22 protein-coding genes and 1 pseudogene are annotated in these 24,218 nt (G+C 61.1%); 12 read left to right on the plus strand and 11 right to left on the minus strand.

Annotated elements, in window-relative coordinates:
• Window positions 1-191: 191 nt before the first annotated feature.
• Window positions 192-2,696, plus strand: coding sequence for an MASE1 domain-containing protein (locus QQL28_RS00900; RefSeq protein WP_284260188.1), 2,505 nt, complete (start codon window positions 192-194; stop codon window positions 2,694-2,696).
• On the opposite strand, the gene QQL28_RS00905 is transcribed toward QQL28_RS00900, so the two are convergent.
• Window positions 2,680-3,867, minus strand: coding sequence for a 6-phosphofructokinase (locus tag QQL28_RS00905; RefSeq protein WP_284260189.1), 1,188 nt, complete (start codon window positions 3,865-3,867; stop codon window positions 2,680-2,682). The two genes, QQL28_RS00900 and QQL28_RS00905, sit on opposite strands and share 17 nt — an antisense overlap.
• Before the next feature lie 83 nt (window positions 3,868-3,950).
• Window positions 3,951-5,096 (minus strand): fructose-1,6-bisphosphatase, encoded by a 1,146-nt coding sequence (locus tag QQL28_RS00910; RefSeq protein WP_284260191.1) that lies wholly within the window; start codon window positions 5,094-5,096, stop codon window positions 3,951-3,953.
• A gap of 439 nt (window positions 5,097-5,535) precedes the next feature.
• Here QQL28_RS00910 and QQL28_RS00915 point away from each other — a divergent pair, with 439 nt between their 5' ends.
• From QQL28_RS00915 to QQL28_RS00925, 3 genes are all read left to right on the plus strand, one after another.
• On the plus strand, window positions 5,536-6,729 hold the full coding sequence (locus QQL28_RS00915; RefSeq protein WP_284260192.1) for a M14 family metallopeptidase: 1,194 nt from the start codon (window positions 5,536-5,538) through the stop codon (window positions 6,727-6,729).
• A 150-nt stretch (window positions 6,730-6,879) separates the two neighbouring features.
• Complete coding sequence (locus tag QQL28_RS00920) at window positions 6,880-7,863, plus strand: ABC transporter substrate-binding protein (RefSeq protein ID WP_284260193.1); 984 nt, start codon at window positions 6,880-6,882, stop codon at window positions 7,861-7,863.
• Window positions 7,864-8,136: 273 nt separating this feature from the next.
• Window positions 8,137-8,313, plus strand: a complete 177-nt coding sequence (locus QQL28_RS00925) for a hypothetical protein (protein ID WP_284260194.1) — start codon at window positions 8,137-8,139, stop codon at window positions 8,311-8,313.
• Window positions 8,314-8,320: 7 nt separating this feature from the next.
• Here the strand turns inward: QQL28_RS00925 and QQL28_RS00930 are convergent, their stop codons facing one another.
• The 3 genes from QQL28_RS00930 to QQL28_RS00940 form a co-directional block, all read right to left on the minus strand.
• A complete protein-coding gene (locus QQL28_RS00930) occupies window positions 8,321-8,536 on the minus strand; it encodes a hypothetical protein (protein ID WP_284260195.1) in 216 nt (71 codons plus the stop codon).
• 132 nt (window positions 8,537-8,668) lie between these two features.
• Entirely contained in the window at window positions 8,669-9,412 is a 744-nt protein-coding gene (locus QQL28_RS00935; RefSeq protein ID WP_284260196.1) for a type 2 periplasmic-binding domain-containing protein, read from the minus strand.
• A gap of 984 nt (window positions 9,413-10,396) precedes the next feature.
• Window positions 10,397-10,663, minus strand: coding sequence for a hypothetical protein (locus QQL28_RS00940; RefSeq protein ID WP_284260197.1), 267 nt, complete (start codon window positions 10,661-10,663; stop codon window positions 10,397-10,399).
• A gap of 112 nt (window positions 10,664-10,775) precedes the next feature.
• Here QQL28_RS00940 and QQL28_RS00945 point away from each other — a divergent pair, with 112 nt between their 5' ends.
• The gene (locus QQL28_RS00945) at window positions 10,776-10,940 is read left to right on the plus strand and encodes a hypothetical protein (RefSeq protein WP_284260198.1); all 165 of its coding nucleotides are present in this window, start codon (window positions 10,776-10,778) and stop codon (window positions 10,938-10,940) included.
• Between the two features lie 357 nt (window positions 10,941-11,297).
• Here the strand turns inward: QQL28_RS00945 and QQL28_RS00950 are convergent, their stop codons facing one another.
• Window positions 11,298-11,774 carry a hypothetical protein gene (locus QQL28_RS00950; RefSeq protein WP_284260199.1) on the minus strand — a complete coding sequence of 159 codons (477 nt, stop codon included), beginning with the start codon at window positions 11,772-11,774 and terminating at the stop codon, window positions 11,298-11,300.
• Between the two features lie 520 nt (window positions 11,775-12,294).
• Here QQL28_RS00950 and QQL28_RS00955 point away from each other — a divergent pair.
• Window positions 12,295-13,251, plus strand: coding sequence for an ABC transporter substrate-binding protein (locus tag QQL28_RS00955; RefSeq protein ID WP_284260200.1), 957 nt, complete (start codon window positions 12,295-12,297; stop codon window positions 13,249-13,251).
• A 139-nt stretch (window positions 13,252-13,390) separates the two neighbouring features.
• Window positions 13,391-13,573, plus strand: a pseudogene (locus tag QQL28_RS46060) (JAB domain-containing protein); the annotation flags it as partial.
• Between the two features lie 79 nt (window positions 13,574-13,652).
• Here the strand turns inward: QQL28_RS46060 and QQL28_RS00965 are convergent.
• Window positions 13,653-14,009 carry an MGMT family protein gene (locus QQL28_RS00965; RefSeq protein ID WP_284260202.1) on the minus strand — a complete coding sequence of 119 codons (357 nt, stop codon included), beginning with the start codon at window positions 14,007-14,009 and terminating at the stop codon, window positions 13,653-13,655.
• Window positions 14,010-14,382: 373 nt separating this feature from the next.
• Between QQL28_RS00965 and QQL28_RS00970 the strand changes: the two genes are divergently transcribed.
• Window positions 14,383-14,685, plus strand: a complete 303-nt coding sequence (locus QQL28_RS00970; RefSeq protein ID WP_284260203.1) for a DUF1330 domain-containing protein — start codon at window positions 14,383-14,385, stop codon at window positions 14,683-14,685.
• A gap of 499 nt (window positions 14,686-15,184) precedes the next feature.
• On the opposite strand, the gene QQL28_RS00975 is transcribed toward QQL28_RS00970, so the two are convergent.
• The 4 genes from QQL28_RS00975 to QQL28_RS00990 are packed head-to-tail and all read right to left on the minus strand — an operon-like array spanning window position 15,185 to window position 19,899.
• The gene (locus QQL28_RS00975; RefSeq protein ID WP_284260204.1) at window positions 15,185-15,898 is read right to left on the minus strand and encodes an ABC transporter ATP-binding protein; all 714 of its coding nucleotides are present in this window, start codon (window positions 15,896-15,898) and stop codon (window positions 15,185-15,187) included.
• A complete protein-coding gene (locus QQL28_RS00980; protein WP_284260205.1) occupies window positions 15,895-17,664 on the minus strand; it encodes a branched-chain amino acid ABC transporter ATP-binding protein/permease in 1,770 nt (589 codons plus the stop codon). Before QQL28_RS00980 ends, QQL28_RS00975 begins: the two co-directional genes overlap by 4 nt.
• Complete coding sequence (locus tag QQL28_RS00985; RefSeq protein ID WP_284260206.1) at window positions 17,661-18,704, minus strand: branched-chain amino acid ABC transporter permease; 1,044 nt, start codon at window positions 18,702-18,704, stop codon at window positions 17,661-17,663. The genes QQL28_RS00980 and QQL28_RS00985 overlap by 4 nt, the downstream gene beginning before the upstream one ends.
• 43 nt (window positions 18,705-18,747) lie before the next feature.
• The gene (locus tag QQL28_RS00990) at window positions 18,748-19,899 is read right to left on the minus strand and encodes an ABC transporter substrate-binding protein (RefSeq protein WP_284260207.1); all 1,152 of its coding nucleotides are present in this window, start codon (window positions 19,897-19,899) and stop codon (window positions 18,748-18,750) included.
• Between the two features lie 623 nt (window positions 19,900-20,522).
• On the opposite strand from QQL28_RS00990, the gene QQL28_RS00995 reads away from it, so the two are divergent.
• The 4 genes from QQL28_RS00995 to QQL28_RS01010 are packed head-to-tail and all read left to right on the plus strand — an operon-like array spanning window position 20,523 to window position 24,205.
• Window positions 20,523-21,305, plus strand: coding sequence for an aspartate/glutamate racemase family protein (locus QQL28_RS00995; RefSeq protein ID WP_284260208.1), 783 nt, complete (start codon window positions 20,523-20,525; stop codon window positions 21,303-21,305).
• A 37-nt stretch (window positions 21,306-21,342) separates the two neighbouring features.
• Window positions 21,343-21,771 (plus strand): organic hydroperoxide resistance protein, encoded by a 429-nt coding sequence (locus QQL28_RS01000; protein WP_348522472.1) that lies wholly within the window; start codon window positions 21,343-21,345, stop codon window positions 21,769-21,771.
• 17 nt (window positions 21,772-21,788) lie between these two features.
• Window positions 21,789-22,967 (plus strand): thiolase family protein, encoded by a 1,179-nt coding sequence (locus QQL28_RS01005; protein ID WP_284260209.1) that lies wholly within the window; start codon window positions 21,789-21,791, stop codon window positions 22,965-22,967.
• The gene (locus QQL28_RS01010) at window positions 22,964-24,205 is read left to right on the plus strand and encodes an SDR family NAD(P)-dependent oxidoreductase (protein WP_284260210.1); all 1,242 of its coding nucleotides are present in this window, start codon (window positions 22,964-22,966) and stop codon (window positions 24,203-24,205) included. The genes QQL28_RS01005 and QQL28_RS01010 overlap by 4 nt, the downstream gene beginning before the upstream one ends.
• Window positions 24,206-24,218 lie beyond the last annotated feature (13 nt).

Genomic DNA, 24,218 nt, shown 5'->3' on the forward strand with positions numbered 1-24,218 from the left:
TTGAGGTTTGACAGGGTCGTCGACGTAGTGGAATTGCGACCGCCAATTCCTGGTGACTTTGGACGGCGGGCCAGGTCGTCGCTCCACCGCTTTTCTCGAGATGCCCACCGCAAAGGCTTGTGATGGAAGGGGCAGGGATTGGTAAGGCCAAGATTTTTGCTTCTGGCAGCGCTCGGAGCGCTGCTACCCATTTGGCCGAGATCCTAATACTTGCCGTGATTTATGGCGGCCTTGCCGAGGCAGCGCGTCTCTTACCGGCAATAAATCCGACAGCGACACCATTGTGGCCACCAACCGGGCTGGCATTCGCGCTCGTCCTGCTACGCGGCTACCGGATCTGGCCCGCGATCCTGGTGGGGGCCGTTTCTCCTTACCTCATGGCCGACCGATCGCTCTTGGAGTTGGGCTTCGTCGGGATCGGCACTCTCCTTGCCGCATTTGCCGGGGCGTGGCTGATCAGTCGCTGGTCGAACGGTCGCAAGACGTTTGCCACCCCATCCGGCATCGTGAAGTTTGCAATCATTTCCTTTGCGCCGACTGCCATGATTAGTTCAACCATCGTCATGGTCGGATTCAGTCTCGCCAACGAGCCAGGCTTTTCCAATTCCGTCGTCACCTGGCTAACCTGGTGGCTTGCAGACGCTGCGGGGGCCTTGGTGATCACGCCGGTCGTCGTGCTATGGGCGACGATGCTCTTACGCACGTCTTCCAAACGGGATGTATTGGAATCGATCGCAGTCTCTGCTCTCGCGGTCATCATTGGGATCGTTGCTTACAGCCCGCTTATCGATAGTGACCTCTTCAGCGACCTCAACGTGGTGCTGCCATATCGGAGCCTTCTGGGCTTTCTGGTTTTGCTGCCCTTGATGTGGGCCGGCCTGCGCGGCCATCGATGCAACGTGGCTACGGCCGCGCTTATTTTCATCGGAATGGCCGTGTGGGGCTTCTCGATAGGCAACGATCCATTTCCGAAAGCAGATTTGAATGGAGCGCTATTATCGTTGTTCGTGCTTTCGGTCAGCGTATCGGCACCACCTCTTGCTTTGGCTGCGGCAATTGCGACGCACCAGGCCACCGAAGCCCATTTGGCTTCCGTTCAGGACCAACTGAACCGTCAGCTTGAACGCAACAACTTGGCGCTCGACAGCGTGAGGCGCCACTTCCACACTCTTATCGAAGGTGTTGTCGACTACGCGATTTTTGCCCTTGATAAGGAAGGACACGTTACGAGTTGGAACAGCACCGCTCAAAAGATCATCGGCTACGCCCCGGAAGAAATCATAGGCAAGCATTTTGGGATATTTTATCGGCCGGATGAGCGCCGCGCGGGCTCGCCAACCCAGGCACTGGAGTCGGCAGTCCAAAGGGGCAGGCACGAAGTAGAGGGTTGGCGCATCAGAAAGAATGGTACGCCGTTCTTCATCACCGGCTCGGTCTCTTCGAGCCGTGATGACGCAGGAAATCTAATTGGGTTCATCAGCGTAATCCGGGACGCAACCGAGCGACGCGACGCGGAGGAAAAACTGGTCCAGGCACGCGAGCAACTCGCGATGTCACAGAAAATGGAGGCAATCGGTAAACTGACCGGAGGGATTGCGCACGACTTCAACAATCTGTTGATGATCATTGGAGGCAGCGCCCAGATCTTCGCGCGCCTGCTTGATCCAAAACTGCCGAGAGCAATCGAAGCCATACAGACCGCGGCCAAACGCGGAGAAAGTCTGACGCGCCAATTGTTGACATTCTCTCGTCATCAGCATCTCAGCCCGACGGTGGTGGATCTGAATGCGTCCATAAAAAACATGCGGACCATGATAGAGAGCTCGCTGCGCGGCAACATCGTGTACGAAGAGAACATCGGCGACGGTGTCTCGTCGGTCAAGGTGGACCTTGCCGAACTGGAACTTGCGATCGTCAATATCGCCGTTAATGCGCGCGATGCGATGCCAAACGGCGGCACCTTCACGTTGTCCGTCCACGCGGTGACCGCAAATCAGGAAGCCGGTGGCGAGCGTCTTGGGAAAGCCTTCTTTGCGATAGCGTTTGGCGATACGGGCACCGGTATTCCGCCAAATCTTCTGTCCAAGATGTTCGATCCTTTCTTCACGACCAAAGAGGTCGGCAAAGGGACCGGGCTCGGTTTGTCCCAGGTTTATGGTTTTGCGCACCAGGCCGGCGGAACGGTAACGGCAGACAGCAAGGTGGGACAGGGAACAACGATTACAATCTATTTGCCATCTTGCGAAGACGAGCAAATCGCCAGCAAAGAGCTCGCCGCTGCCAGAACCAAAGCACAGCACTCGCAGCGCAAGACGGTTCTCGTCGTCGACGACAGCGCTGATGTGGCGGATGTGACATCCTCGCTGTTCGAGCATCTGGGCTATGAGACCATTTATCGAGATTCGGCCGAGGCGGCACTGACACTGCTCGAAGCCGGTACAAAGATCGATCTCGTCTTCAGCGATATCGTCATGCCCGGGACCATCGACGGCGTCGGGCTTGCGAGAGAAATTCGCTCGCGCTATCCCAATTTGCCCGTCGCCCTTACGACCGGCTACAGCGATGCCGCAAATGCAGCGCCTCCAAACCTGAGAATTTTACGCAAGCCATTCGATACCGAGGCACTACGAGATTTTATCCAGGATATTGCGCCTCCGAGATCGGCGTCTGGTTGGCGCACTATGACGAGCGGTTGAGGAAGATCGGCAGACCCCGCTTGTTGGCGTAAATGGGCCGGTAGCGCTCCGTGTTGTAGGTGCTTGCGACGTCCAGTTTGCGCGGGCCGAGCTTGGCGTCAGGGATGGGCACCAGGTCGTACCGGCCCTCGACCAGCGCCGACATGAGGCCGGTCTTGCCTTCCAGCATGGCATCGTAGGCCATGTTACCGAAGGTGAGGGCTACAAGCTTGTCGATGAAGTCGGGATCGCCCGATCGCAGGTCGTAGGTGAGATCGGAGGTGATGGTCTCCTCGCCGGCGCGCCGCTTGATCTCGTCGGCGAGCGATTCCGCCACGTTGGCCTTCTTGCGGTGACCGTAGGGGTCGGGCTCGCCGTATTCCTGCAGCTTGTAGCCGTCCCACTGAGCTCCCTCGCTGAGCACGATCAGCGCGTAGTTGCTTGGATTGGCGCGCTTGTCCTCGATGAGCAACCGGATCAGCTTGTCGAGGTCGACCTTATACTCCGGTATGAGGCATCGTATCGAGGTGGCATACGCGGTGTAGAGTGCCGTAAATCCGGCATCGCGGCCAAAGACGCGGAAAATGCCAATTCGCTCATGCGAGCCGACGGTGGTGCGCTGCCGCTGGATGGCATCGCTGGCGCGGGTGATCGCGGTCGAGAAGCCGATGCAGTACTCGGTGTTGCGGACGTCGTTGTCCATCGTCTTCGGGATGGCGATGATCTTGACGCCGAGTTCGTTGAGCTTGGCCGCATAACTGAGCGTGTCGTCGCCGCCGATGGCGATCAGGTGTTCGATGCCCAGTCCCGAAAGGTTCGCCAGCACCTGGCCGGTGAGGTCCCACGTCTTGGTCGTGGCGCCGTCCTTGGTGCTCGGCGAGACCGGAACATCATCGCCGACAAGATGATCGGGCAGCTTTTTTGTTTTGGAGGGATTGACGCGGCTCGAGTGCAGCACGGTGCCGCCGCGCCGGTCGATGGTGCGAGTGTTTTCACGGTTCAGCGGGATGACGTAGTGAGACCTGCTGTTGGGGTCGTCGAGGTTCAGGTGGGTGAGGGCCTCCCAACCACGGCGCAGACCGACGACCTCGATGTCGTCCTCACTGCCGCGATAAGTCACGCTCTTGATGACTGCATTGAGGCCGGCGACGTCGCCGCCGCCCGTGAGAATGCCGATGCGTTTTTTTGTCATACCCACCTCCCGGATCGGCATGTCGCAATAGTGCCTGCATCTGTGGATTGAACGCTGAATGTCGCTCCAGCTTCTGGCGCTCGCTACTCGGCCGCTTCCGGCTTGCGGTCGTCGCGCAGTCGAAAACGCTTCAGCAGTCCGGATACGGTGTCGCGGAAGCCGCCATATTCCAGTTCGGAGTAGGGTAGCATGGCGGCGCCCGACCAGCCCTGGCTGCGCATCTCGATGGCTTTGCGCTGGGCGCGCCGGCGGACCTCATCCCACGCCGGGTTGTCGAAGAAATCGGTGTAGGACTCGGCAAAGCGGCCCTCCCGGTCGATCGAGAAGCCGACGCAGGAAACGATCGGCAGGCAATAGATGCCGGTAACGGGCGTATTGAGCGGCACCGGCATGAGCGGCATCACATGCGAGCCGCGCGCATCGCCGCCCACGAAATGCGCCTTGGCGAACGGTGAGATTATTTCCTCCGGAGCGGGAAAAATCCCCTGGTTTCTGACGATCGCGACTGGATCATCCTTGCCGGTGTACTTGCCGGCGATCGCGTGGAGGCGCTGTGCCGAAACGGCGACGACGACCTCTCCATGGGTTCGAGAGACGATGCGATCGATGCCGAAGCGCTCATTGTCGCGAAGCAGAGCGGCAATGTGGTAGCTGTCGGCGGGTGCGTCGAGCTCGATCAGGCTGTCGCCAGCCGTGTTGTCCATGTCGATGACATGGAAACGGAATCCCTTGATCATCGGAGGCAACATCAGCCCAGCGCAGTACATGGGATCGGCAAAGGCGAGATAGAGCGGCAGGTTGTAGGCGCCCGGGCCGCATTTGTCGGCCGCGAACACCATGAAGGACTCCGCAGGGCGCGCGCCGGAGAGGCTGTGGTCGAAGCTGAGCTCGGCGACGCCCGGGCCGGCGCCGCGAATGTTTCCGGAAGGCGCGTCGGCGAGAAGATCCTGGCCGGCGCCATAGAGCCCGGAGAGTTTTGCGACCGAGGTGGCCGCGAGGAACGCATTCCAGGCGAGTTGATGGACCTCGGTGCTTCCTTCGCCCCGCGTGTGCGTCATGATGATCGCAATGTCGTCGCCGGTGTGGCAGACGAAACCGTCGATCAGGAGGCCGTTGCAGATCGCCTTGGCAACCGCGCCCTCGACAGTGGCTATCATGCGGGTAGACGGCTTCGTGTGCCCGCCGATGGAGCCAATGTCAGCCTTGATGACCGAAAGAGTGAGTCTCATGAGCATTCTCCCCGGCACAAGCTCAGCGCCTCGCCTCGGCGCTTGGCTTGCGCCGGGGCGACGGCGCTGCTCATTCGCAAATCAAACGTCGGTCGCGGCGACGAGTTCCGCAGATCCCGCTCTGCTTGAAAGGCGCGGGCTGGGGCTGCTGCCGGGGTTGCAAAGCTTTCGTTGGGACACGGCCTGGCCAACCGCCGACGCTGCTTTCCCTCGCCGATGAAGCGATAGAATAAGTCACCGTCGATTTGCTGCGGTGCACGAGTCCGCCCTTGCGAAGCCCGGTCTGGCCCTCAAGACGGGTCTGCTGTGTCGGTGAACGCAGGAAGAGGCTCGGAAATATCAAAACGACGTGTTTGACCGTTAGCGGGCATTGCCTCGGGACCGCGCATGCCGTGTCGTCGCACGAACGCTACCTTTCACAATCACCAAGGGCCCCATCATGCCGGACAAATCTGCAAAAGGCATCGATCGACGCGATCTTATAATGGCATCCATTGCCACGGTCGGCGGCGCGGCCGCTGTCGCCGTCAACGCTGGTGCTGCGCATGCGCAGGGCGCGGCGACATCCCCTGCCAGTCCAGCATCCAGAACGGTCTATACCGGTGATGTTATCGAAGGCAAAAAGGTCGTCAGCGCGCTCGACGTCAACGAGCTGGAGCCCGGCAAGAAGCACCTTTTGTATTTTCAGGGCGTTCAGATGCCAACCGGACAGCACTGGTACGTGTCTGTGACGGTCGCCCGGGGAGCAAATCCGGGCAAGCGCGGCATCCTGACAAGTGGCGTGCATGGCGACGAGATGAGTTCTGTACATACGGTCCAGACCGTGATGAACCAACTCGACCCGGCGCAGATGTCGGGCACGGTGATGGCGGTCACGGACGTGTCCCGCCCGGCCCTGGAAAGCATGCAGCGCAGATGGCCCAACCAGGGCAGGGGCATCGATCTCATCGATATGAATCGGGAGTGGCCCGGAAACGAGAACGGCGCCACCGCGCCTAGCCGACACGCCGGGCTGCTCTTCAACCGGCTGCTGCGGCCGAACGCCGACTTCGCGATCGACTTCCACACGGGGACAACGGGATTCGAAGTCACCGCATTCAATATTGGCGGTATGGACGTGCCCGGCGTCAAGGCGATGGTGGAGCTCTATCCCGTCGGCCAAATCTTCGACAATCACGTGTATCCCGGTGTCCTGCACAACGCGTTTATGGACGTGGGCATCCCGTCCTTCACGCCGGAGATCGGCGCCGCGCGTGTCCTCGACCCCGAGATGATCTCGCTCTTCGTGGAAGGCACAATGAACGTGCTCAAGCATCACGGCATCGTTGCCGGCCCAATGGGGCGTACAGGCAAGGACGTGACTGTTTTTGTCGGTAACAGCGCCTTCCCGATCCTGGCCACCGCGGGCGGTCTCGTTGAGCATCTGGTCAAACTCAACGACAAGGTCGAAGTCGGACAGAAGGTTGCCGTCCAGCGCAATAGCTTCGGCGAGGTGGTTGCGGAATATGCAAGCGGCGTGGCCGGAGAGATAACGGGCCAGCGCAGCGACGCAATGTCCGAGCCCGGCAACCCCTTGGTTTTCATCCTCTTCAACAAGCCGAGGCCAGAGGACGTTCAGGTCTATCCCGAGTAGTTGCCGCATCGAACTCATGGCCGGTGCGTGACCCCAGCACCCCGATCTATGATGGGCGATTGGCAATGCTCTTGACATAGTTCAACCACGGACAGGCGGGATGCGCTGGTGTAGTCTCTTGCGACTGGACGGGATCAAGGTCGTAAGCGCATGAGACGGCGTGAATTCATCGCGCTCCTGGGCGGTGCGGTTGCATGGCCGCGCGCCGCGCACGCCCAGCTGGCCAGGCATATCCCGCGGCTCTGCTTCCTTACATTCGATCCAGACGCGTCGCGGTCGACCCGATTTGGTCCTTTCTTCGAGGGCCTGCGCGACTTGGGATATGTGGACGGGCAAACCATCAGCGTCGACTACCTTTCCGCGGACGGAAAAGGCGAGCGGTTTCCCAGCCTCGCCGCCGAATGTCTGCGCCTCAGGGCGGACATCATCGCCGCAAGCACGACGCCGGCGACTCAGGCGGCGAAGAAGATAACTCGCACGATCCCAATCGTCATGATCGCACTCGGCGACCCCGTGGAAACCGGCCTCGTCGATAGCCTCGCCCAGCCCGGGGGAAACGTGACCGGGATGTCGATGATGGCTTCCGAAGTCGCGGCCAAGCGCCTTGAATTGCTCAAGGAAGCTGTACCAGAAATCTCGAGGATGCTTGTGCTCTCGTATCTCGCTGATCCAATTGCACCGCTGCAGGTGAAGGCATTGGAGAAAGCGGCCCACTCGCTAGGCGTCACCCTGCAAATCCAGGATGTTCGCACCGCCGATGACCTGACGGCCGCGTTCGATGCCGGGGCCAGAGAGCGCGCCGAAGGGCTTCTCACAACGGCGGAGAGCATATTCGTTGCTCAACGTGCACGAGTGAGCGAACTCGCGGCTCGCTACCGATTGCCAGCGATGTACCCTTATACGATCCAAGTCGCTGACGCCGGTGGTCTAATGGCCTATGACATCGACTATGCGGATCTCGAGAGGCGTGCTGCCACATACGTCGACAAGATCTTGAAAGGTGCCAAGCCTTCCGATCTTCCCGTCCAGCAACCGACCAAATTCGCGCTGGTGATCAATCTCAAGACCGCCAAGGCTCTCGGGCTGACGATTCCGGACTCTTTTCTTCGTCGCGCCGACCAAGTTATCGAATGATGGTTTGTCTGCTGCGGCGTGACCCGAGATTGGCCCGTCTGAGACCTGCGCAGCGTTTCGCCCGCTTGTCGGGGGAGACCGGAAGTGCCGGGCACAAAGTCAAACCGACGCGAATGACCTCAACAGACATTCGGTCGGCGACTGCTTACGTTAGGAAAGGCTCTGATCATGGCCGATCTGCTCTCAAGCGCAGCCCGGTTTTGCCCCTATTTGCCCTAGTATCCTAGTTTAGCGGTGGTAATGTCCTTGCTTCTAATCGCGGAGGAAGTTGCCATGAAGGCGCTTGAGACGTTCGCGATCTATGTGACGCCGTTCTTGATCTTAGGGGCACTCGCCAAGCTCATGATGAAGCGGTACGCCACCGATCTAACCGACGTCCAATCGCAGGCTGGACAAAACCGCAAAGCACGGAGGGTGTTTCTGTTAGGCGGTTGGCGGACCGAAAAATAAGGTCGCTTCAGCTGGCGGTCGTCTCTTTCATTTTGAATGTCACCTGTTGGCCCAAATGCGAAGTCCAGGCGGTCTCTGAAATTGTCTGGTCATCGCGGTAGACCGGACGCGGCTGACCCACTACCATAACGAAGCGAATGACCCACAGCGGAAGTTCGGCACGGCGAGCAACGCGACGGTTGGCGCGGTCGCTTGCCCAATCGGCGTTCCACCAGAACAGCATCCACGATTACCACCTGATGCCTCATGGCGAGCCGCCAGCTCGTGCGACTGTCACAAACCCTTAGCTTGGATTTCGGGATTTGGGGCTCATCGCAACAAAGGCTTAGAGTTTGAAGATCGTCTTGCTCATCGGTTAAGGTCGAGCCTTCGAAGCATATGGCCAAAGCGGGACGCGAAAAATCTTGAAGCCAGCGATTTCAGGAAACCCGTCCGCTGCGTCAGGAGACACGAGGGCCAGCACAGCCGCCGTCACCTCGCCATTGCCGAGCCGATCGATCGCCGCGCTGTGTCCTGCACTCACTTTGACGGAGGCCCCTGCCACCACAAACCCGACCCAGACATCAACGCTGGATGCAGAATACCTTTCATCTATCGCAACACTTTTACCCGCAAGATCGGCTACCGACTTGATCTCCGGACGAGCCATTACAACGGTAACCAGGAGGTCCGTGGGTTCGCCATTGTCCGTTATTCGCTCCGCGACCTCGGTCGCAGCCGCCACCTGCTCTTGCATGGTTCTGCTTTTAGAATTCTGAGAGAGACCCACAGTGGGCTGCCCTATCGTACCCAAGTCCGCATCGGCTTTGCTTTTCGGCTCGAGTTGTGTCCTCAACGAGGGAGGTGGGAGCGGGACGCGAGTTGCCGTAGGCTCAGTTTTTGCTCTGATGCTTGCAGGTTTTGTTTTCTTGGCGATGAAACGGGCAACCCTGTCACGGACCCGAAGAGGGGGCGGCCTTCCGTTCTTGAGCTTGGTTTCTGTCGGCGGATCGCTCTTCAATGACGCGAATTCGATCGGCTGATGAGCCGCCGTTCTGGTAGCCGCTTGGTATGATGGTTGACGGCTGCAGCCGACCAAGGTCGCCGCCAGCGCGATCATGAGAAGCGTTCTCAAACAATTCACCTCAGGGGATGAATGTCCGCCGTCATTCGCTTTGCGTATTGATCTCCGCGCTAAGGGTCTATCTCTCGCGCAAAAATGTTAAGGGGGCACTAACCGTCAGGGGTCCTTAGTGCGCGATCCCCCATATGGTTAATGTTGACTCGGCTGTGGCAACGTCGAGTTTGCACCTTAGCGAATTTCTGTCGCCAACGTGCGTCTCGCACCAGAACCGGTCATATGTCGGCTTGTGGCCCTAATGCGAAGTTGATCGGTGGTTTGGTGAAGTCCGTTGTCAGGGGTGAAACGGACACATTCGCCACTATCCTAGACTGGCGCTTTTGACCCCTAGCTGACGTCGCTGGGTTGACTTTTGTTCTGGCGTCGCTCCGGTTCCGGGTGCACACTGGGTCTATCTCCGCACGGCACCGTGATTTGATCAGTGACGAGAACGCCGGTTGCGCTCCCTCCCAATTCACGCAGGGAAAGGAGAGTGCCATGGGACGACACCCACAATCCCACATTAACGACAACCTGAATGCGGAACGAGCACGCATCATAGCGGAGCTGGAAAATACGCAGCCAGGACCGCAGCATGATCTTCTAGAACGCAGACTGCGTCAGCTCGAAACCGCTTCTAATATAGACGAATGGCTGACGTCGTCGGGTCTGCAACCCCCCGAGGAATAAGGCCGCCTCAGGCCGACCGAGTCGCGTAGGGAGCAGATGCAAGAGGGCCTCGACGGATATATCGAGCTTCGCATCGTTTTAATGTGCGTGGATTAAATCGAAGCCAAGAAGCACGCCAGACGCTTGGCCGACGGCTACGACGTAGAGCTATGGTGTGAAGATCGAAAGATCGCGGAAATTTGCGTCACGCGCTGATCAAAAGAGATGGGTCAACAATTTCACGATCAATCAGTAGGGAGGACGCCGAGTTGCAGAAATATTATTGCGCGATATCCAGCATGGGCCGTTTGAGCCTCAGGAGCGAGATTTTCGTTTCCGCCGAGTTGGTTTCCGGCTGAGCCGTTTGGCGTTTGCCGCCACCTTTCGTCGATATTGCTCAACAATCTTGTCTCCGGAGGCCCCAGCCATCAGGCTTGTACCGGCCTTCCCCGCCGCAAATATCTTTTCACTGATCATGCGCTGGGCCTCACGTTGGGCTGCTTTGCCGCCGCGCATCAACCTTGCGATCCGCAGTCCAATCACGCGATTACTTTCTATCGCCAGCATCATCCAGTTCCACATGCAAGGGTTCCTTCACCTTGATCTAGAGATACATCCGAATGGGCAATAGCCGAAGATCCCTTCGCGCTGAAGAGTGAGACCGCTGCTGCTGGGGGCCAAACGGAGATGTCCGATGGGTGCGCCAGGCTGGCGCTTTGCGCATATGAAGAGAACTCTCCGCGCCCGGGCAGTTCTTATCGGCGTGCTGGAAGAGTTGCCGTTTATCTGCCCGGCGGCGGTCGCAATCGGCTCGCTGATCATGATCGGCATGACGCTCTACAAGGATTGGCCGCAGTGAGGGGTAGAGTAACGACAGCGTCCTCATGCGAAAAGGCCCTTCTACTAGTAAGGCATCGTTAACTTGATAGCTATGAGAGGCCGGGTGCAGATCGGTCTGCAATTGGCCCTTAGCGTCGAACCTCGACCCTCACCTTGGCGTCCGCTGTTACGGCTAGATCGGACGTGGTCGCGTGTATCCTCAATCGACGCGAATGACCCTGAGCAGACCTCTAACGCGATCCAGTCCGCTGGCCGACAGGCATGATCAGCCTCACAGTTCTTCAGGAGGTTGGCCGGCCGACAATCCGCCGCCGGCCGGGCCAACGCCCAGACTAGGCATCAACCTCCCTCGTGCGGGACCTGTGGAGCTACGCTGTCATGAGCCAGGAGTTTTAATGACGAGCTTTATGTTTAACAGGCTTACGCCCTTGAACGGGTTCGGCGCGCTTTCGATAGTTCCCGTGCCAGTGGCGTTTGCATAGGCACCTGTGCCCGAAAGGATCGTGTATTCGCCATTTGACTTGCCGTCTTTGGCCGAGCCGGTGTAACGCGCCGTGATCGAGCCCTCCTCGAACGTGTAAGTGCTATAACCGAAGAAGGTGCCTGAGCCTTTGAGCAAGTCCGACGTATTGACGAACTCTTTCACCCCGATACGGCCATCGTTGAACACGGCGACGCCAAAAAGTTTGCCGGACGCGATCGTCTGTCCTTCGATGTTTGCGGCCTCAATTACCTTGACGTCGATCGGCTTTGTCACGAGCTTGAACTCAAGTACCTTCTCACCGGCAACCGCGGTTGACGCCGCCACCGCCAATGCCACACCAGAAAGGAATAAGGCGAGAGACTTCCGCATAGGCTCCTCCTGTGCTTGGTGAAATCAAGTCAAGAAGTGCGCGGCGGGCCATACATCGTGCCCCGGCTCTCGCGGCGGCACGAAAGAGAGCCCTCGGCGACGCCCCGGTTGCGGCTGAAGTTCTCTGTACCCCAGACGTGCAGGCTGGGACGCAAACATAAGTCTTATGCGATGGAAAAAAGTTCAGGTTTCGGTCAGGTATAATTGTATGCCGAAGCCGACGCTGGACTCTCAAATCGACGATGCGCGCGATCTGATCAAGCTGACCACGCATGCTCGGTACGCGCTCTTCAGACCTGGCCCTTCGCGTCGAACCGCGATGGTTGATTTGGCGCCTGCTGCTGGAAGTAGACCGGCCGTCTCGGGGGGCTAACCCAACCGACGCGATTGACCCATCTGCGACATCAGCGCGAATTTTTGCTGTGATGCACATTACACTTGGAACTTGAAGCATATGCTAGGCCATATCGCTCGGCCTGAAGGGCGACGAATGCGACGACGCAAATTCATTGCACTTTCAGTGGCCGCGGCCTGGTCGTTGGCGTCGTGCGCGCAGCAGGCGACGGGCATGCGTCGTGTTGCTTTCCTCCATCCATACCTCGAGAACGATAACGAAGTGCTGACCCGCGTCATTGCGTTTCGGGAGGGGCTCGAGGCGCGCGGGTGGATCGAGAACCGCAATATTCGAGTTGAGCATCGATATTCCGGCGGAGATCTGGGCCGAATCCGAGCCTACGCGACGGAGCTGGTGCATTCGGCGCCGGACCTCATCGTCGGAAGCGGGACGCCAATCGCCGCAGCACTGAAAGAGGCGACCAGCACCATTCCGATCGTATTCAACCTCGTCAACGATCCGGTCGGACAGGGCTTCGTGGCTAGCCTGTCGCGGCCGGGCGGCAACATCACCGGCTTCACCTTCATCGACTTCCTAATGATCGGGAAATGGATGGAGATGATCAAGGAGATTGCTCCGGGGGTCAGACGTGTGGCGCTCATCTTCAATCCCGACACGACGCCTTTTTATCCGGCATTCCTGCGCGAACTCGAAGCGGCCCGCACATCGCTCGCCCTCGAGCTCTCCGCAACTCCTGTGCACGACGAGGCGGAGGTCGAGGCAGCCATCACGGCGCTCGCACGCGAGCCTGGCGGCGGTCTGATCGCCGCACCGGACGCATTCATCAACAATCACCGCCGGGCGGTCATTGCATTGACGGAGCGACATCGACTTCCTGCGATATACGGCTTCCGGCAATTCGCTGCGGAAGGGGCACTGATCTCCTATGGACCGAATACTGCCGACATAGTCCGACGCTCGGCTGGGTACGTCGATCGCGTCCTCAAAGGTGAAAGACCGGCCGACCTTCCGGTGCAGGCGCCGACGAAATACGAGTTGGTCATCAATCTGAAAACTGCGAAAGCGCTTGGCATTGCACCAACTCCTGTGCTGCTCGCCCGCGCCGACGCGGTGATCCAGTAGAAGTTTCCTGGTGCGGTGCATGAGTCCGGAAGTGGCCCTTCGCTTCAGTTGGCGCAGTGTAGTGGCATGTCTGAGGTTGGGGGTGGATCGGACGTTGCTGGCCAGTTGCAAGAATGTCGAGATTGACCCCAAGCGGACATCATGCCGTCCGGTCGTGCTGATGCACAATCATCTGGGAGGAGACCCAACACCATCGCGTGCTGACATCGAGATGACGCGAGTGATTGTTGAGATCGCGAAGCAGTTCGGTATTGCGATCCAGGACCACATCATCGTCGGCAAGCAAGGTCACGCCAGTCTGAAAGAACTGAAGCTGATCTAAACGACGTCGCCTCTTTGGGCCAAAGCGGACCTTATCCTCGGACCCAAAGAGAACACACGCGCGTTCATCCGCAGAGCGATCAGCGGATGCGCGCACCGCGGTTGTACCCGCGTATCGTCCCGTCGCTCGCAACGACGCGATGGCACGGTATCGATGGATCGTAATTTGATCGCATAACGGCTCCGACAGCCCGTGCGGCCTTCGGATTTCCAGCTTTTGAAGCGACCTCTTTGTACGTCATCGTCTTGCTTTTCGGTATTTTCCGGACGATATCGCGCACTTTGTCGGAGAACGTCTTTTTCATATGCCAAGTGTAGCCTTCTTCCGGTTGACCGCTAGGAGTGTTCTTTGTGCTTGTATGGAACGTAATTCCTTGCCAACCGTTCCCGGTGCCGACAATAGTTACAATCGCCGGCGGCGTCTGGTAACGCGTCACTGTCGAGGCACTCTTTTATTTTCTTGAGCGTTCCTTTCACCCATGAATCGTCACCGGTGTACGGAACAAGGGTAAGGTCGAATTCTAATTTCCAGTCAAAAGCGGCCTTATCCTTGCTAGCGTTCGCATACACCCAATACCCGGTGTCGGAGACCGTGAAGCCGTTCTGACGCAACAACCACTGATAGATCTCGATCTGGCGCTTGTGTCCGTCATGCCATTCTTCGTCGAGCGATTCGATCTTTGCCGGCCTTACTGGCGGTCACGGCGGCGAAGTTGTTGATCGACGTGAGCGTGCCGAAGGCGTGAGGTAGATGAGAGCCCAACGGCAACACCCGGATGACATCCAAAGTCTTAAAGGGGAGAATCCTTCATGACCGTCTACGTCGTTGGACAGCTCAAATTCACCGATCGTGCGGCATACGAACGCTACGCTGCGCGTTTCAGGGGCGTACTCAAGCAATTCGGAGGAAGGCTGTTGGCAGCCGATGAGCAGCCCGAAATCATCGAGGGGCGTTGGGATAGAGACAAAATCGTGCTTCTGTCTTTCTCAAATGCGGCGGCTTTCCGCGGGTTCTTCGAGTCAGCCCAATATCGGGAGATTGCAAAGGACCGAAAGGCGGGAGCGGATACCCTTCTGTTGCTGGTGCACGGCATTGACGGTGGCGGCGGTTGATTCCGCCTCCGCAAGACTGGAGCGACGAATAACGAGCCGTCTCGTGCTAATCTTCGCCTAGACTACAAAAAGCGGCACGCGGGTTCGGCAGCGATCTGATGACGAGCCAGAATGGAACAGCGCAAATGCACGCAATGAATCTAGCAAGGTCGATTTGCAAGCTCGGAGTTAACTTCGTCAAGCCAAAGTGGCGGGTCAATGTCAGCTGATGGCCCTTCTACGACCTCCGGCACGTCGATTATTCCGCCGCGATGGGCGGACAACCGAACATCAGGCGCGCCCTTACCCTAGCACTCCAATTTATGGATACAGAGCCGACAGGATTAGGTTCGGCTGGCGATGATGGCATAATGCCCCTGATTTGCCCGACGCGTCAAATGATTTCGAAAAATACGAAGGGCGCCGCGCCGGCAGCGTCGACTCCTTTGCATGGGGTTGTTTTCGAGATTTTGGTTGTCGGGTCACGAAGGCGGCGCGCCGAACGCGGTCTGATCCCGCTTCAGTGTCCGCCGAGATAGGCCGTGATCAGCCTGGGATCGTGGATGAGGTCCTTGGCCGGACCGGACTGCACGATCTCGCCGGTTTCGAGCACGTAGCCGTAGTCGGCCGTCTCGAGCGCAGCGCGGGCGTTCTGCTCGACCAGCAGGATCGACACGCCGAGGTCGCGCAGCGAGGCGATGGTGCGGAAGATTTCGCGCACGATCAGCGGTGCGAGACCAAGGCTGGGCTCGTCCAGCATCAAGAGTTTTGGCTTGGCCATCAGTGCGCGGCCGAGCGCGAGCATCTGGCGTTCGCCGCCGGAGAGCGTGCCGGCGGCCTGGCGCTGCCGCTCCTTCAGGCGGGGGAAACGATCATAGACCTCGTCGAGGGTCTTCTGGACACCAGAGCGGTCGCGCAGGCTGTAGGAGCCGAGCAGAAGGTTGTCGGCGACCGACATGTCGGAGAACAGCTCGCGCTTCTCCGGAACGAGGCAGAGCCTGCGCTCGACGCGATCTTCGACGGACATCCTGCCGATGTCGCTGCCCCCAAATACCATGCGGCCGCGCGATGCGAGCAGCCCGATGGCGGCCATCAGCAGCGTGGTCTTGCCGGCGCCGTTCGGGCCGATGACGGTGACGATCTGTCCTTCCTCGACCGACAGCGAGACGTTGCGGACGGCTTCGACGTTGTCGTAGCAGACGGTCACGTCGGTCATGGAAAACATTTCGCTCACGCGACGCCTCCGAGATAGGCCTCTTGAACCCGCTCGTCGTTGCGGATCGCACTCGGTACGCCCTCACAAAGCTTGGAGCCGAAATCGAGCACCACGATGCGGTCGACCAGCGACATCACGAATTCCATGTCGTGCTCGACGATGAGGATGGTGAGGTGATCCGCCCGCAACGAGCGCAGGAGTTCTGCTAGCCTCAGCTTTTCCTGGCGGCGCAGGCCCGCCGCCGGCTCGTCCAGCACCAATAGCGCGGGGTCTGCGGCGAGCGCGCGCGCGATCTCCAGGATGCGCTGATTGCCGAGGGGAAGGTTGCCGGCGAGCTCGAACGGCTTGTCGCCCAGTCCGACACGCTCGAGCTGCATCAGCGCCTCATGCCGGGCGCTGGCTTCCTCACGCAGATTGAGGCGAAAGGCGCCGGCGAACAGACCCGTGCTGGTGCGGCCGTAGGTGCCGAGCATGACGTTTTCGAGCAGGTTCATGCGCGGCCGCAGCTTCACATGCTGGAAGGTCCTGGCGACGCCGGCCCTCGCGATGCGGGATTGCGGATCACGCGTGATGGGGCGTCCCGCAAAGACGATCTCGCCCTTGTTGACCCGGAGCGCGCCGGTCAGGCAGTTGAACATCGTGCTCTTGCCGGCGCCGTTCGGACCGATGACGGCGAGAATTTCGCCGGATCGAACCTCGAAGCTGACATTGTTGACCGCGACGAGGCCGCCGAACCGGCGCTCGGCGCCGTCAACCTTCAGAAGAAGCTCGCCCGGCGTCGGCTGGGGACGGCGGGGCAGGGGCGGGGCCGGCTGCGGCCGCTCGCGTTTGGTCTTCGGCAGATAGCGCGCAACGAAGGGTACGATGCCCTGCCGCGCCCATTGCAGGAACAGGATGAACAGCGCGGAGAAGGCGACGATCTCGAGCTGGCCGGATGCGCCCTTGGCGATCAGCGGCAGATAATCCTGCACGCTGTTCTTGAGCAGGGTGACGATGGCGGCGCCGACGACGCCGCCGAGCAGGCTGCCGGCGCCGCCGACCATCGTCATCATCAGATATTCGATGCCCATGCCGGCATCGAACGGACCCGGGCTGATGAAGCGGCTCATATGCGCGTAGAGCCATCCGGACAGCGAGGCCAGGAAAGCCGCGATCACGAAGGTCACGAGCTTGATCTGGAAGGCGTTGATGCCGAGACTCTCGACCAGCGTGTTGCCGCCGCGCAGCGCCCGCATGGCGCGGCCGAGGCGGGAGTCCAGCAAATTGTAGCCAAGGAAGAGCACCACGGCGACGATGCCCCAGATCAGGAAATAGATCTGTGCGCTGGAGACCAGCGCGAACGAGCCGAGACTGATCGGCGGGATCGACGAGATGCCGTTGAAGCGGCCGAGTCCTTCGACGTTGCCGAACAGGAAGCCGATCGCGAGGCCCCATGCGACGGTCGAGAGCGAGAGGAAATGGCCCTGGAGCCGCAAGGTGACGACGCCGAGGACGGCCGCGACGCTGCAGGTCAGCACCACGCCGAGCAGGAGGCCGAGCCAGGGCGATTGCCCGTTCAGCGCGGAGACCCAGGCGGTCGCATAGGCCGCGATGCCGACGAAGGCCGCCTGTCCGAACGACACGATGCCGCCAACGCCGGTCAGGAGCGCAAGGCCAATGGCGACCAGCGAATAGATGCCGATATAGTTCATCAGCGTGATGCTGAACGGGCTGAGGACGAAGGGCGCGAGCGCAAGGCACACCACCACGGCCACTGCTGCGAGCTGAACATGAAAGCGCGTCATTCCTCGATCTCCTCCTCGGAATGCAGCGAGGCGAGGGATCGCCAGATCAGGATCGGGATCAGCAGCGAGAACACGATGACGTCCTTCAGCGCGCTGCTCTCGAAGGATGCGAAGCTTTCGAGGATGCCGACCCCCACGGCGCCGATCGCGGCACCGGGATAGCTGGTCATGCCGCCGACGATGGCGCCGACGAACGCCTTGAGGCCGATCAGGAAGCCGGAATCGTAGAACACGGTATTCACCGGCGCGATCAGGATGCCCGATACGCCGGCCATCAGCGAGCCCAGGAGATAGGCGATGGTGCCGGCCCGTGCCGGGCGTATTCCCATCAGCCGGGAGCCGGTGCGGTTCACGGCCGTGGCGCGCAGGGATTTGCCGACCAGGCTGAAGTCGAAGAAGAGATAGAGCAGGCCGCTGAAGACGAGCGCGGCGATCACGATCAGCATGGTCTGGCCCGAAATCAGGACGCCGGCGAACTCCGTCGAGAACGACGTCAGCGGTTCGGTCCGGACCCCTTCGGGGCCGAAGAACAAGAGGCCAAGGCCCACCAGCGCAAAGTGCAGCGCCACGGAGACCGTCAGCAGCAGAAGCACCGTGCCGTCGGCGATCGGGCGGAAGACGATCCGGTCAAGGAGAGGGGAGATCGGCGTGATCAGCATCAGCGCGAGCACGAGCCGGACCGCCAGCGGCGGGTCCATGCGCATGACGAGCCAGGCGGCGCCGACCACCGCCAAGGGCAGGACGAGGTAGAAGAGAAGCGCGCGCGGCAGCAGGCGAGGCTCACCGGCGCGCAGGAGCGAAATGATCTCGATCAGGCTCGCAAGGCAGGCCAGCACCACGACCAGCGCGCCGGTTCCCGGAAAGCGCTTGGCATCGAGGGCGGCAAGCGTCAGCGCGGTGAACGCGGCAATGTCGCCAAAGGGAATGAAGATGACCCGCGTCACCGTGAAGATGAGGACGGTTCCGATTGCCACCAGCGCGTAGACTGCGCCGGTGGCGATCCCGTCGATCGCAAGAATGGCTGCGATGTCGCTCGTCATTGAGACGCCGTTCCCCCGTTTCTCACCGCCTGCCGTCTTCCGTTTATGGCGCGTACTTCCAGGCGCCGCCGGTCAGGCGGACTACGACCAGCGCGCGCTCGTCGACGCCGGTCACCGCACCGGGCTTGAAGTTGTAGACGGCATGCACGCCTGGCAGCTCCTTGGTGCTGAGGATGGCATCCCGGAGCGCGGTCCGGAATTCTACCGTGCCGGGCTTCGCGGTCTTCAGCGCCCGCTCGGCGGCGTTGGCAAAGATCAGCCAGGCGTCGAAGGAGTAGGCGGAGAACCCGTCGGTGGTCGGAATGTTGTGGGTCTTCTGGTAGACCGCTCGGAAATCGAGCGCGATTTTCTTGGCAAAGTGCTCGTCCGGAAGCTGCTCGGCCACGATCACGGGGCCGGCGGAGACCTGAATGCCCTCGGCGGCCTTGCCGCCCACATTGACGAAGTCCGGATTGACCAGCGCCACCGTGCCGTAGGTGTTCCCCTTGAAGCCGCGCTCGGAGAGGGTGAGGAGGGGCAGCGCGCCTTGCGTGCCGGAGCCGCCGATCAGCACCGCGTCGGGACGCGCAGCCATGACTTTGAGGATCTGCGCGGTCACCGAGGTATCGGTGCGGGCATAGCGCTCGTTGGTCTGGACCTTGATGTCGTCGAGGGGCTCGGCGGCCTTGGCCCCGTTATAGACGAGGTCGCCCCACGCATCGGAGAAGCCGATATAGCCGATGTTCTTCATCCCATCGCGCTTCATGCGATCGGCGACGATCTTGACGAGCAGCGAAGCCGGCTGCGGCACCGAGACCACCCATTGCTCCGGCGATTCCGGAAGCTTGCCGATCGGCGAGACCGCAATCATCGGCACCTTCAATTCGCTGGCAACAGCCGCCATGGCGATGGTCGAGGGCGCCGTCGCAGTGCCGATCAGGAGGTCGACCTTCTCTTCCTCGACGAGCTTGCGCGCGTTGCGCGTCGCGGCCGAGGGATCGGATCCGTCGTCGAGCTGGATCAGGCGGATGGTCTCGCCGTTGATCGTCTTCTTGTATTCATAGGCGGCATTGATGCCGCGCCCGTAGGGGATGCCGATCGACGAGCCGTTGCCGCTCAGCGAGGTGACAAAGCCGATGGTGATGTCGGCCTGCGCAGCCGGTGCCGCGAAGACGCCGGCGACAAGTGCGAGTAGGCTCAGAGTCGTCTGCCGCATTTGCGTTGTCCTCCATTGATGCTGGATACGAATGTCTGGAAGCCGGGCAGGGAGCCCGAGCCGCGAACGAACCGATTGAAGGCATTGCTGCAGCGCCAAACGCCGGGCGCGGCGAGAAGAAAGTTCGCTCGGCCGGGCGTCAGCGGCCATGGCGAGGCGTCCCGCTCAAGTCGCGGGCGGGCCGGCGGAATCCGGCGGGCATCTGTCGAAGCAAGAGAAAGCGATTGCCGCAGCCGCGTTGCGCGACCGGCGATGCTGCTGTCGGCCATTCAGGCCCGACGATAGTCCACGCGATTGAGTCTCTCAAAATCGGTGCCCTGCAACATCATTGTCGTGGCCACCAGCCAGCTGCCGGCGGATTACTTAAAGCCTAAAGTATTCTCCGGGGCGCCGTCAACACGTGTCATGGGGCTGTCAGAAAAAAATGTTGTTGCATACAATTCCGCCAGAGTGCGCCATTTCCTTCCCCTCTTTACCCCACGAAACCGGGCCCTCGTCGCGATAAAGGGTCCCCCTTGGCCGGCTTCGCCGTGCGCATTTGACGCGCCAATTAGTTTATGGTTGAAATATCTCCGTCGGCAGCCGGCGGCCGATGCTCCCGTCACCGTTCGAGGACAAGGGCGATGCGCATCTTCTGGCAGAGTTTCGTCGATGCGAGCGTGAACGCGCCTTACATGGCGCTGCTGTCGGAGTACCTCAACAACATCGCCGCACCCGGCACGACGGTTCATGTCGAGGGCATTTCGCCGCCGGATCGGGAGTTCGGCCGGCTCGCCGAATTGCGCTGCGCCGTTCAGGCGATCGACTACGGCATTGCGGCCGAGGAGGGCGGGTTCGACGCCTTCGTGATGGGCCACTTCCAGGATCCCGGCCTTTATGAACTCCGCTCGGCGCTCGACATTCCCGTGATCGGAACCGGCGAGGCGACGCTGCTTGCCGCCTCGCAACTCGGTCGGCGCCTCGGCCTCGTGACGCTCGATCCCGTCTTCGAGGTCTGGCACTACGAGCAGGCCGAACGTTACGGCCTCGGTGATCGCGTCGTCCATGTGACCGGCCTCGGCTGCAAGCCCGAGGATTTCGCAAGTGCGTTCGCAGGCGATCCGGCGGCCCATGCCCGGATGATCGAGGATTTTATCGCCTGCGCCCTTCCACTGGTGGAGCGCGGCGCCGATGTGGTGATCCCCGCCGGTGTGCTGCCGGGCCTGCTGATTGGGCGCGAGCACGGCCTGAAGGTCGGGAACGCGCCCGTGGTGAACTGCGCCGCGGTGGCGTTGAAGAGCGCTGAGATGTGGGTGCAGCTCAGGCGGCTCAATGGCACCGAGCCGAGCCGCGGGCCGAGCTTCAAACGTGCCAGCGCACTTGCCCGGGACGATTTCCGTGCGCTGCTCGCGCGCCACAAGCGTTAGTGCCGGAAGAGAACCAACCAGCTCTGGAGAGCAAGACATGATGAGACCCGAGAAGATCCTTTATGAGACCGAGGTGACGGCAACGGGAGGCCGCGACGGCAAGGCCGCGAGCACCGATGGTCTGCTATCGGTGTCCCTCGTGTTGCCGAAGTCGCTGGGCGGGCCGGGCGTGGGCGGAACCAATCCGGAGCAGCTCTTTGCCGCCGGCTATGCGGCGTGCTTCCTTGGCGCGGTCAAGCTTGTGGCCCGGACGAGGAAGATCGTGCCAAGCGCGGAGCCGACCGTCACCGCGAAAGTCGCCATGGGGCCGGTGCCCGTCGGATACGCACTCGCTGTCGAGCTGATGGTCACTCTTCCGGGTCTGGAGCGAGCCGTGGCGGAGGAGGTCGTTGCCGGTGCGCATGAGCGTTGTCCCTATTCGAACGCGACGCGCGGCAACATCGAGGTGAAGCTGACGGTGGTCTGACCGAAGGTAGGCGAGCGGTGACGAATTCAAAGCGCACACCCTATGACGGCGTCGTGATCGCGGCCCCCGTCACGATCCCCTATGTGCGCTATTCCATCGAGAGCGCGCAGTGGTGGATCGGCCGCGCGCTGAGCGCGCTTGTCGCGCAGGCCGGCATCAAGGCCTCTGACATCGACGGTCTATGCGTCTCCAGCTTCACCATGGGGACTGACAGCGGGATCGGGCTGACGCAGCATTTCGGGCTCTGCGTGAGGTGGCTGGACACGATTCCGCTCGGCGGCGCCAGCGCCATCGCGGCGTTGAGGAAGGCTGCGCGCGCGGTGCAGGCGCACGATGCCGACATCGTGGCCTGCGTGGCCGGCGACACCAATCACGTCGATTCCTTCCGACTGACGCTCGAGAATTTCTCGCGCTTCAACCAGGATGCGGTTTATCCCTACGGCGCGGGCGGCGCCAATGCCAGCTTCGCGCTGATTGCGCGCAACTATATGCGGACGTTCGGCGTCACGCGCGAGGATGTCGGCAGGATCGCGGTCGCCCAGCGCGCCAATGCGCTACGCAACCCGCACGCGCTGATGAAGACGCCGCTGACGATCGAGCAATACCTGGCGGCCCGTCCCATTTCTGATCCCATTCATCTCTTCGATTGCGTCATGCCCTGCGCCGGCGCCGAGGCGTTTCTCGTGATGCGGGATGAGACCGCGGCATCGCTCGGTTTGCGAGCGGCAAGATTGCTGTCCACGATCGAGCGGCACAACGCCTTCGCCGACGACCCGATGCAGGTGCGGGGCGGCTGGGCGATGGACGTCGGTGAGCTCTACGCGATGGCCGGCGTGAAGCCTGACGATCTCGATATCGTGCAAACCTATGACGACTATCCGGTCATCACGATGATGCAGTTCGAGGACCTCGGCTTCTGCAACAAGGGCGAGGGCGCAGAATTCGTGCGCCAGCATGATCTTACGATTGACGGCGACTTCCCGCACAATACCTCGGGCGGACAACTCTCGGTCGGGCAGGCCGGCGCCGCCGGCGCCTATCTCGGTCTCGTCGAAGGACTGCGGCAGGTCCTGGGAACCGCAGGTCCCACGCAGGTGAAAAACGCAAAGCTCGGTTTGGCCTCGGGCTTCGGTATGATCAATTATGATCGCGGCCTGGCCTCCGGTGCCGCGATCTTTGCAGGGCCTTCGCGATGATCGATCCGATTGAGCCGCCCCGGCGCAAGAATCCGCTGCTGCGGACGCGGCTTCCCACCTCGCCGCCGCGGCCGCGCAGCAGGACATCGCACGGCTTCACGCGCGCCGCCGCCGAAGGACGCTTCATGCTCCAGCGCTGCGAGGCCTGCGGCGCGTTCGCCTATCCGGCACGTGAGGCGTGCCCCGCATGCCTGTCGGCTGGTCTTGCGTTCGTCGATGCACCGCGCCGCGGTACGCTGCTGGCCGAAACGACGGCGCGCGTGCCGAGCGACGTCTATTTCCGCGAGCGGGCGCCCTGGCGCATCGGCCTCGTCAGGATGGACTGCGGTCCGACGATGGTGGCGCATTTGCATGCCGACTGTGCCGAGGGCGCGCCCGTCCTCATGTCGTTTCAGCTCGACAAGAGCGGTCAGGCGGTGGCCTTTGCCCGACCCGAGGGGGAGACTCCCAACATGGCAGACGACAGGCAGTGGCGGGAAATGACGGCCGATCCGAAATTCCGGCGGGTGCTGGTGACCAACGGCCGCAGCGTGATCGGCCAGGAGGCGGCCGCCGCGCTGAAAGCTGCAGGTGCGAAGACGGTGTTCGTCGGCGTTGCCGAGCCGTGGCGGCCGTTTGCCGGCGAGAAGCTGTTGCGCGGGCAAGAGGGGATTGAAGTCGTTACGCTCGACGCGGCCGATGAAAAATCTGCGGCTGACCTCGCAGCCGATATCGGTGGCAAGGTCGATATCCTCGTCAACACGACGGAACATGTGCGGCCCGGCGGCCTCCTTGACCGCAGGGGCACGAGCATCGCTCGGGACGAGATCGACCAGGCCTATCTCGGCTTCATCAATCTGGCGCAGGCCTTCGGGCCCGCGATGCGGATGCGGGGCGCGGATGGCATCAACAACAGCGTTGCCTGGATCAACATCCTGTCGGTCTATGCGCTGGCGAACTGGCCCGCCTTCGGAGCCTACTCGGCGTCGCAAGCGGCCTGCCTGTCGCTGTCGCAGTGCCTTCGCGCGGAGCTGCGGCCCGGCGGCGTCAAGGTGATGAACCTGTTCACGGGGCCCGTCGACACCGAGTGGTTCCAGACCGTGCCGCCGCCCAAGGTCGCGCCGCGCGCCGTCGCGCAGGCGATCGTGTCCGGTCTCAGAGGCGGACTCGAAGAGATGTATGTCGGAGACGTCGCCGAGGAAATCAGGCAGCGTCTCGCCGCCAATCCGAAAGCGCTCGAGCGTGAGCTCGACAGGTGAAGTCAGGATTTCA

The organism is Bradyrhizobium iriomotense (genome assembly GCF_030160715.1).
GTDB lineage: Bacteria > Pseudomonadota > Alphaproteobacteria > Rhizobiales > Xanthobacteraceae > Bradyrhizobium > Bradyrhizobium iriomotense.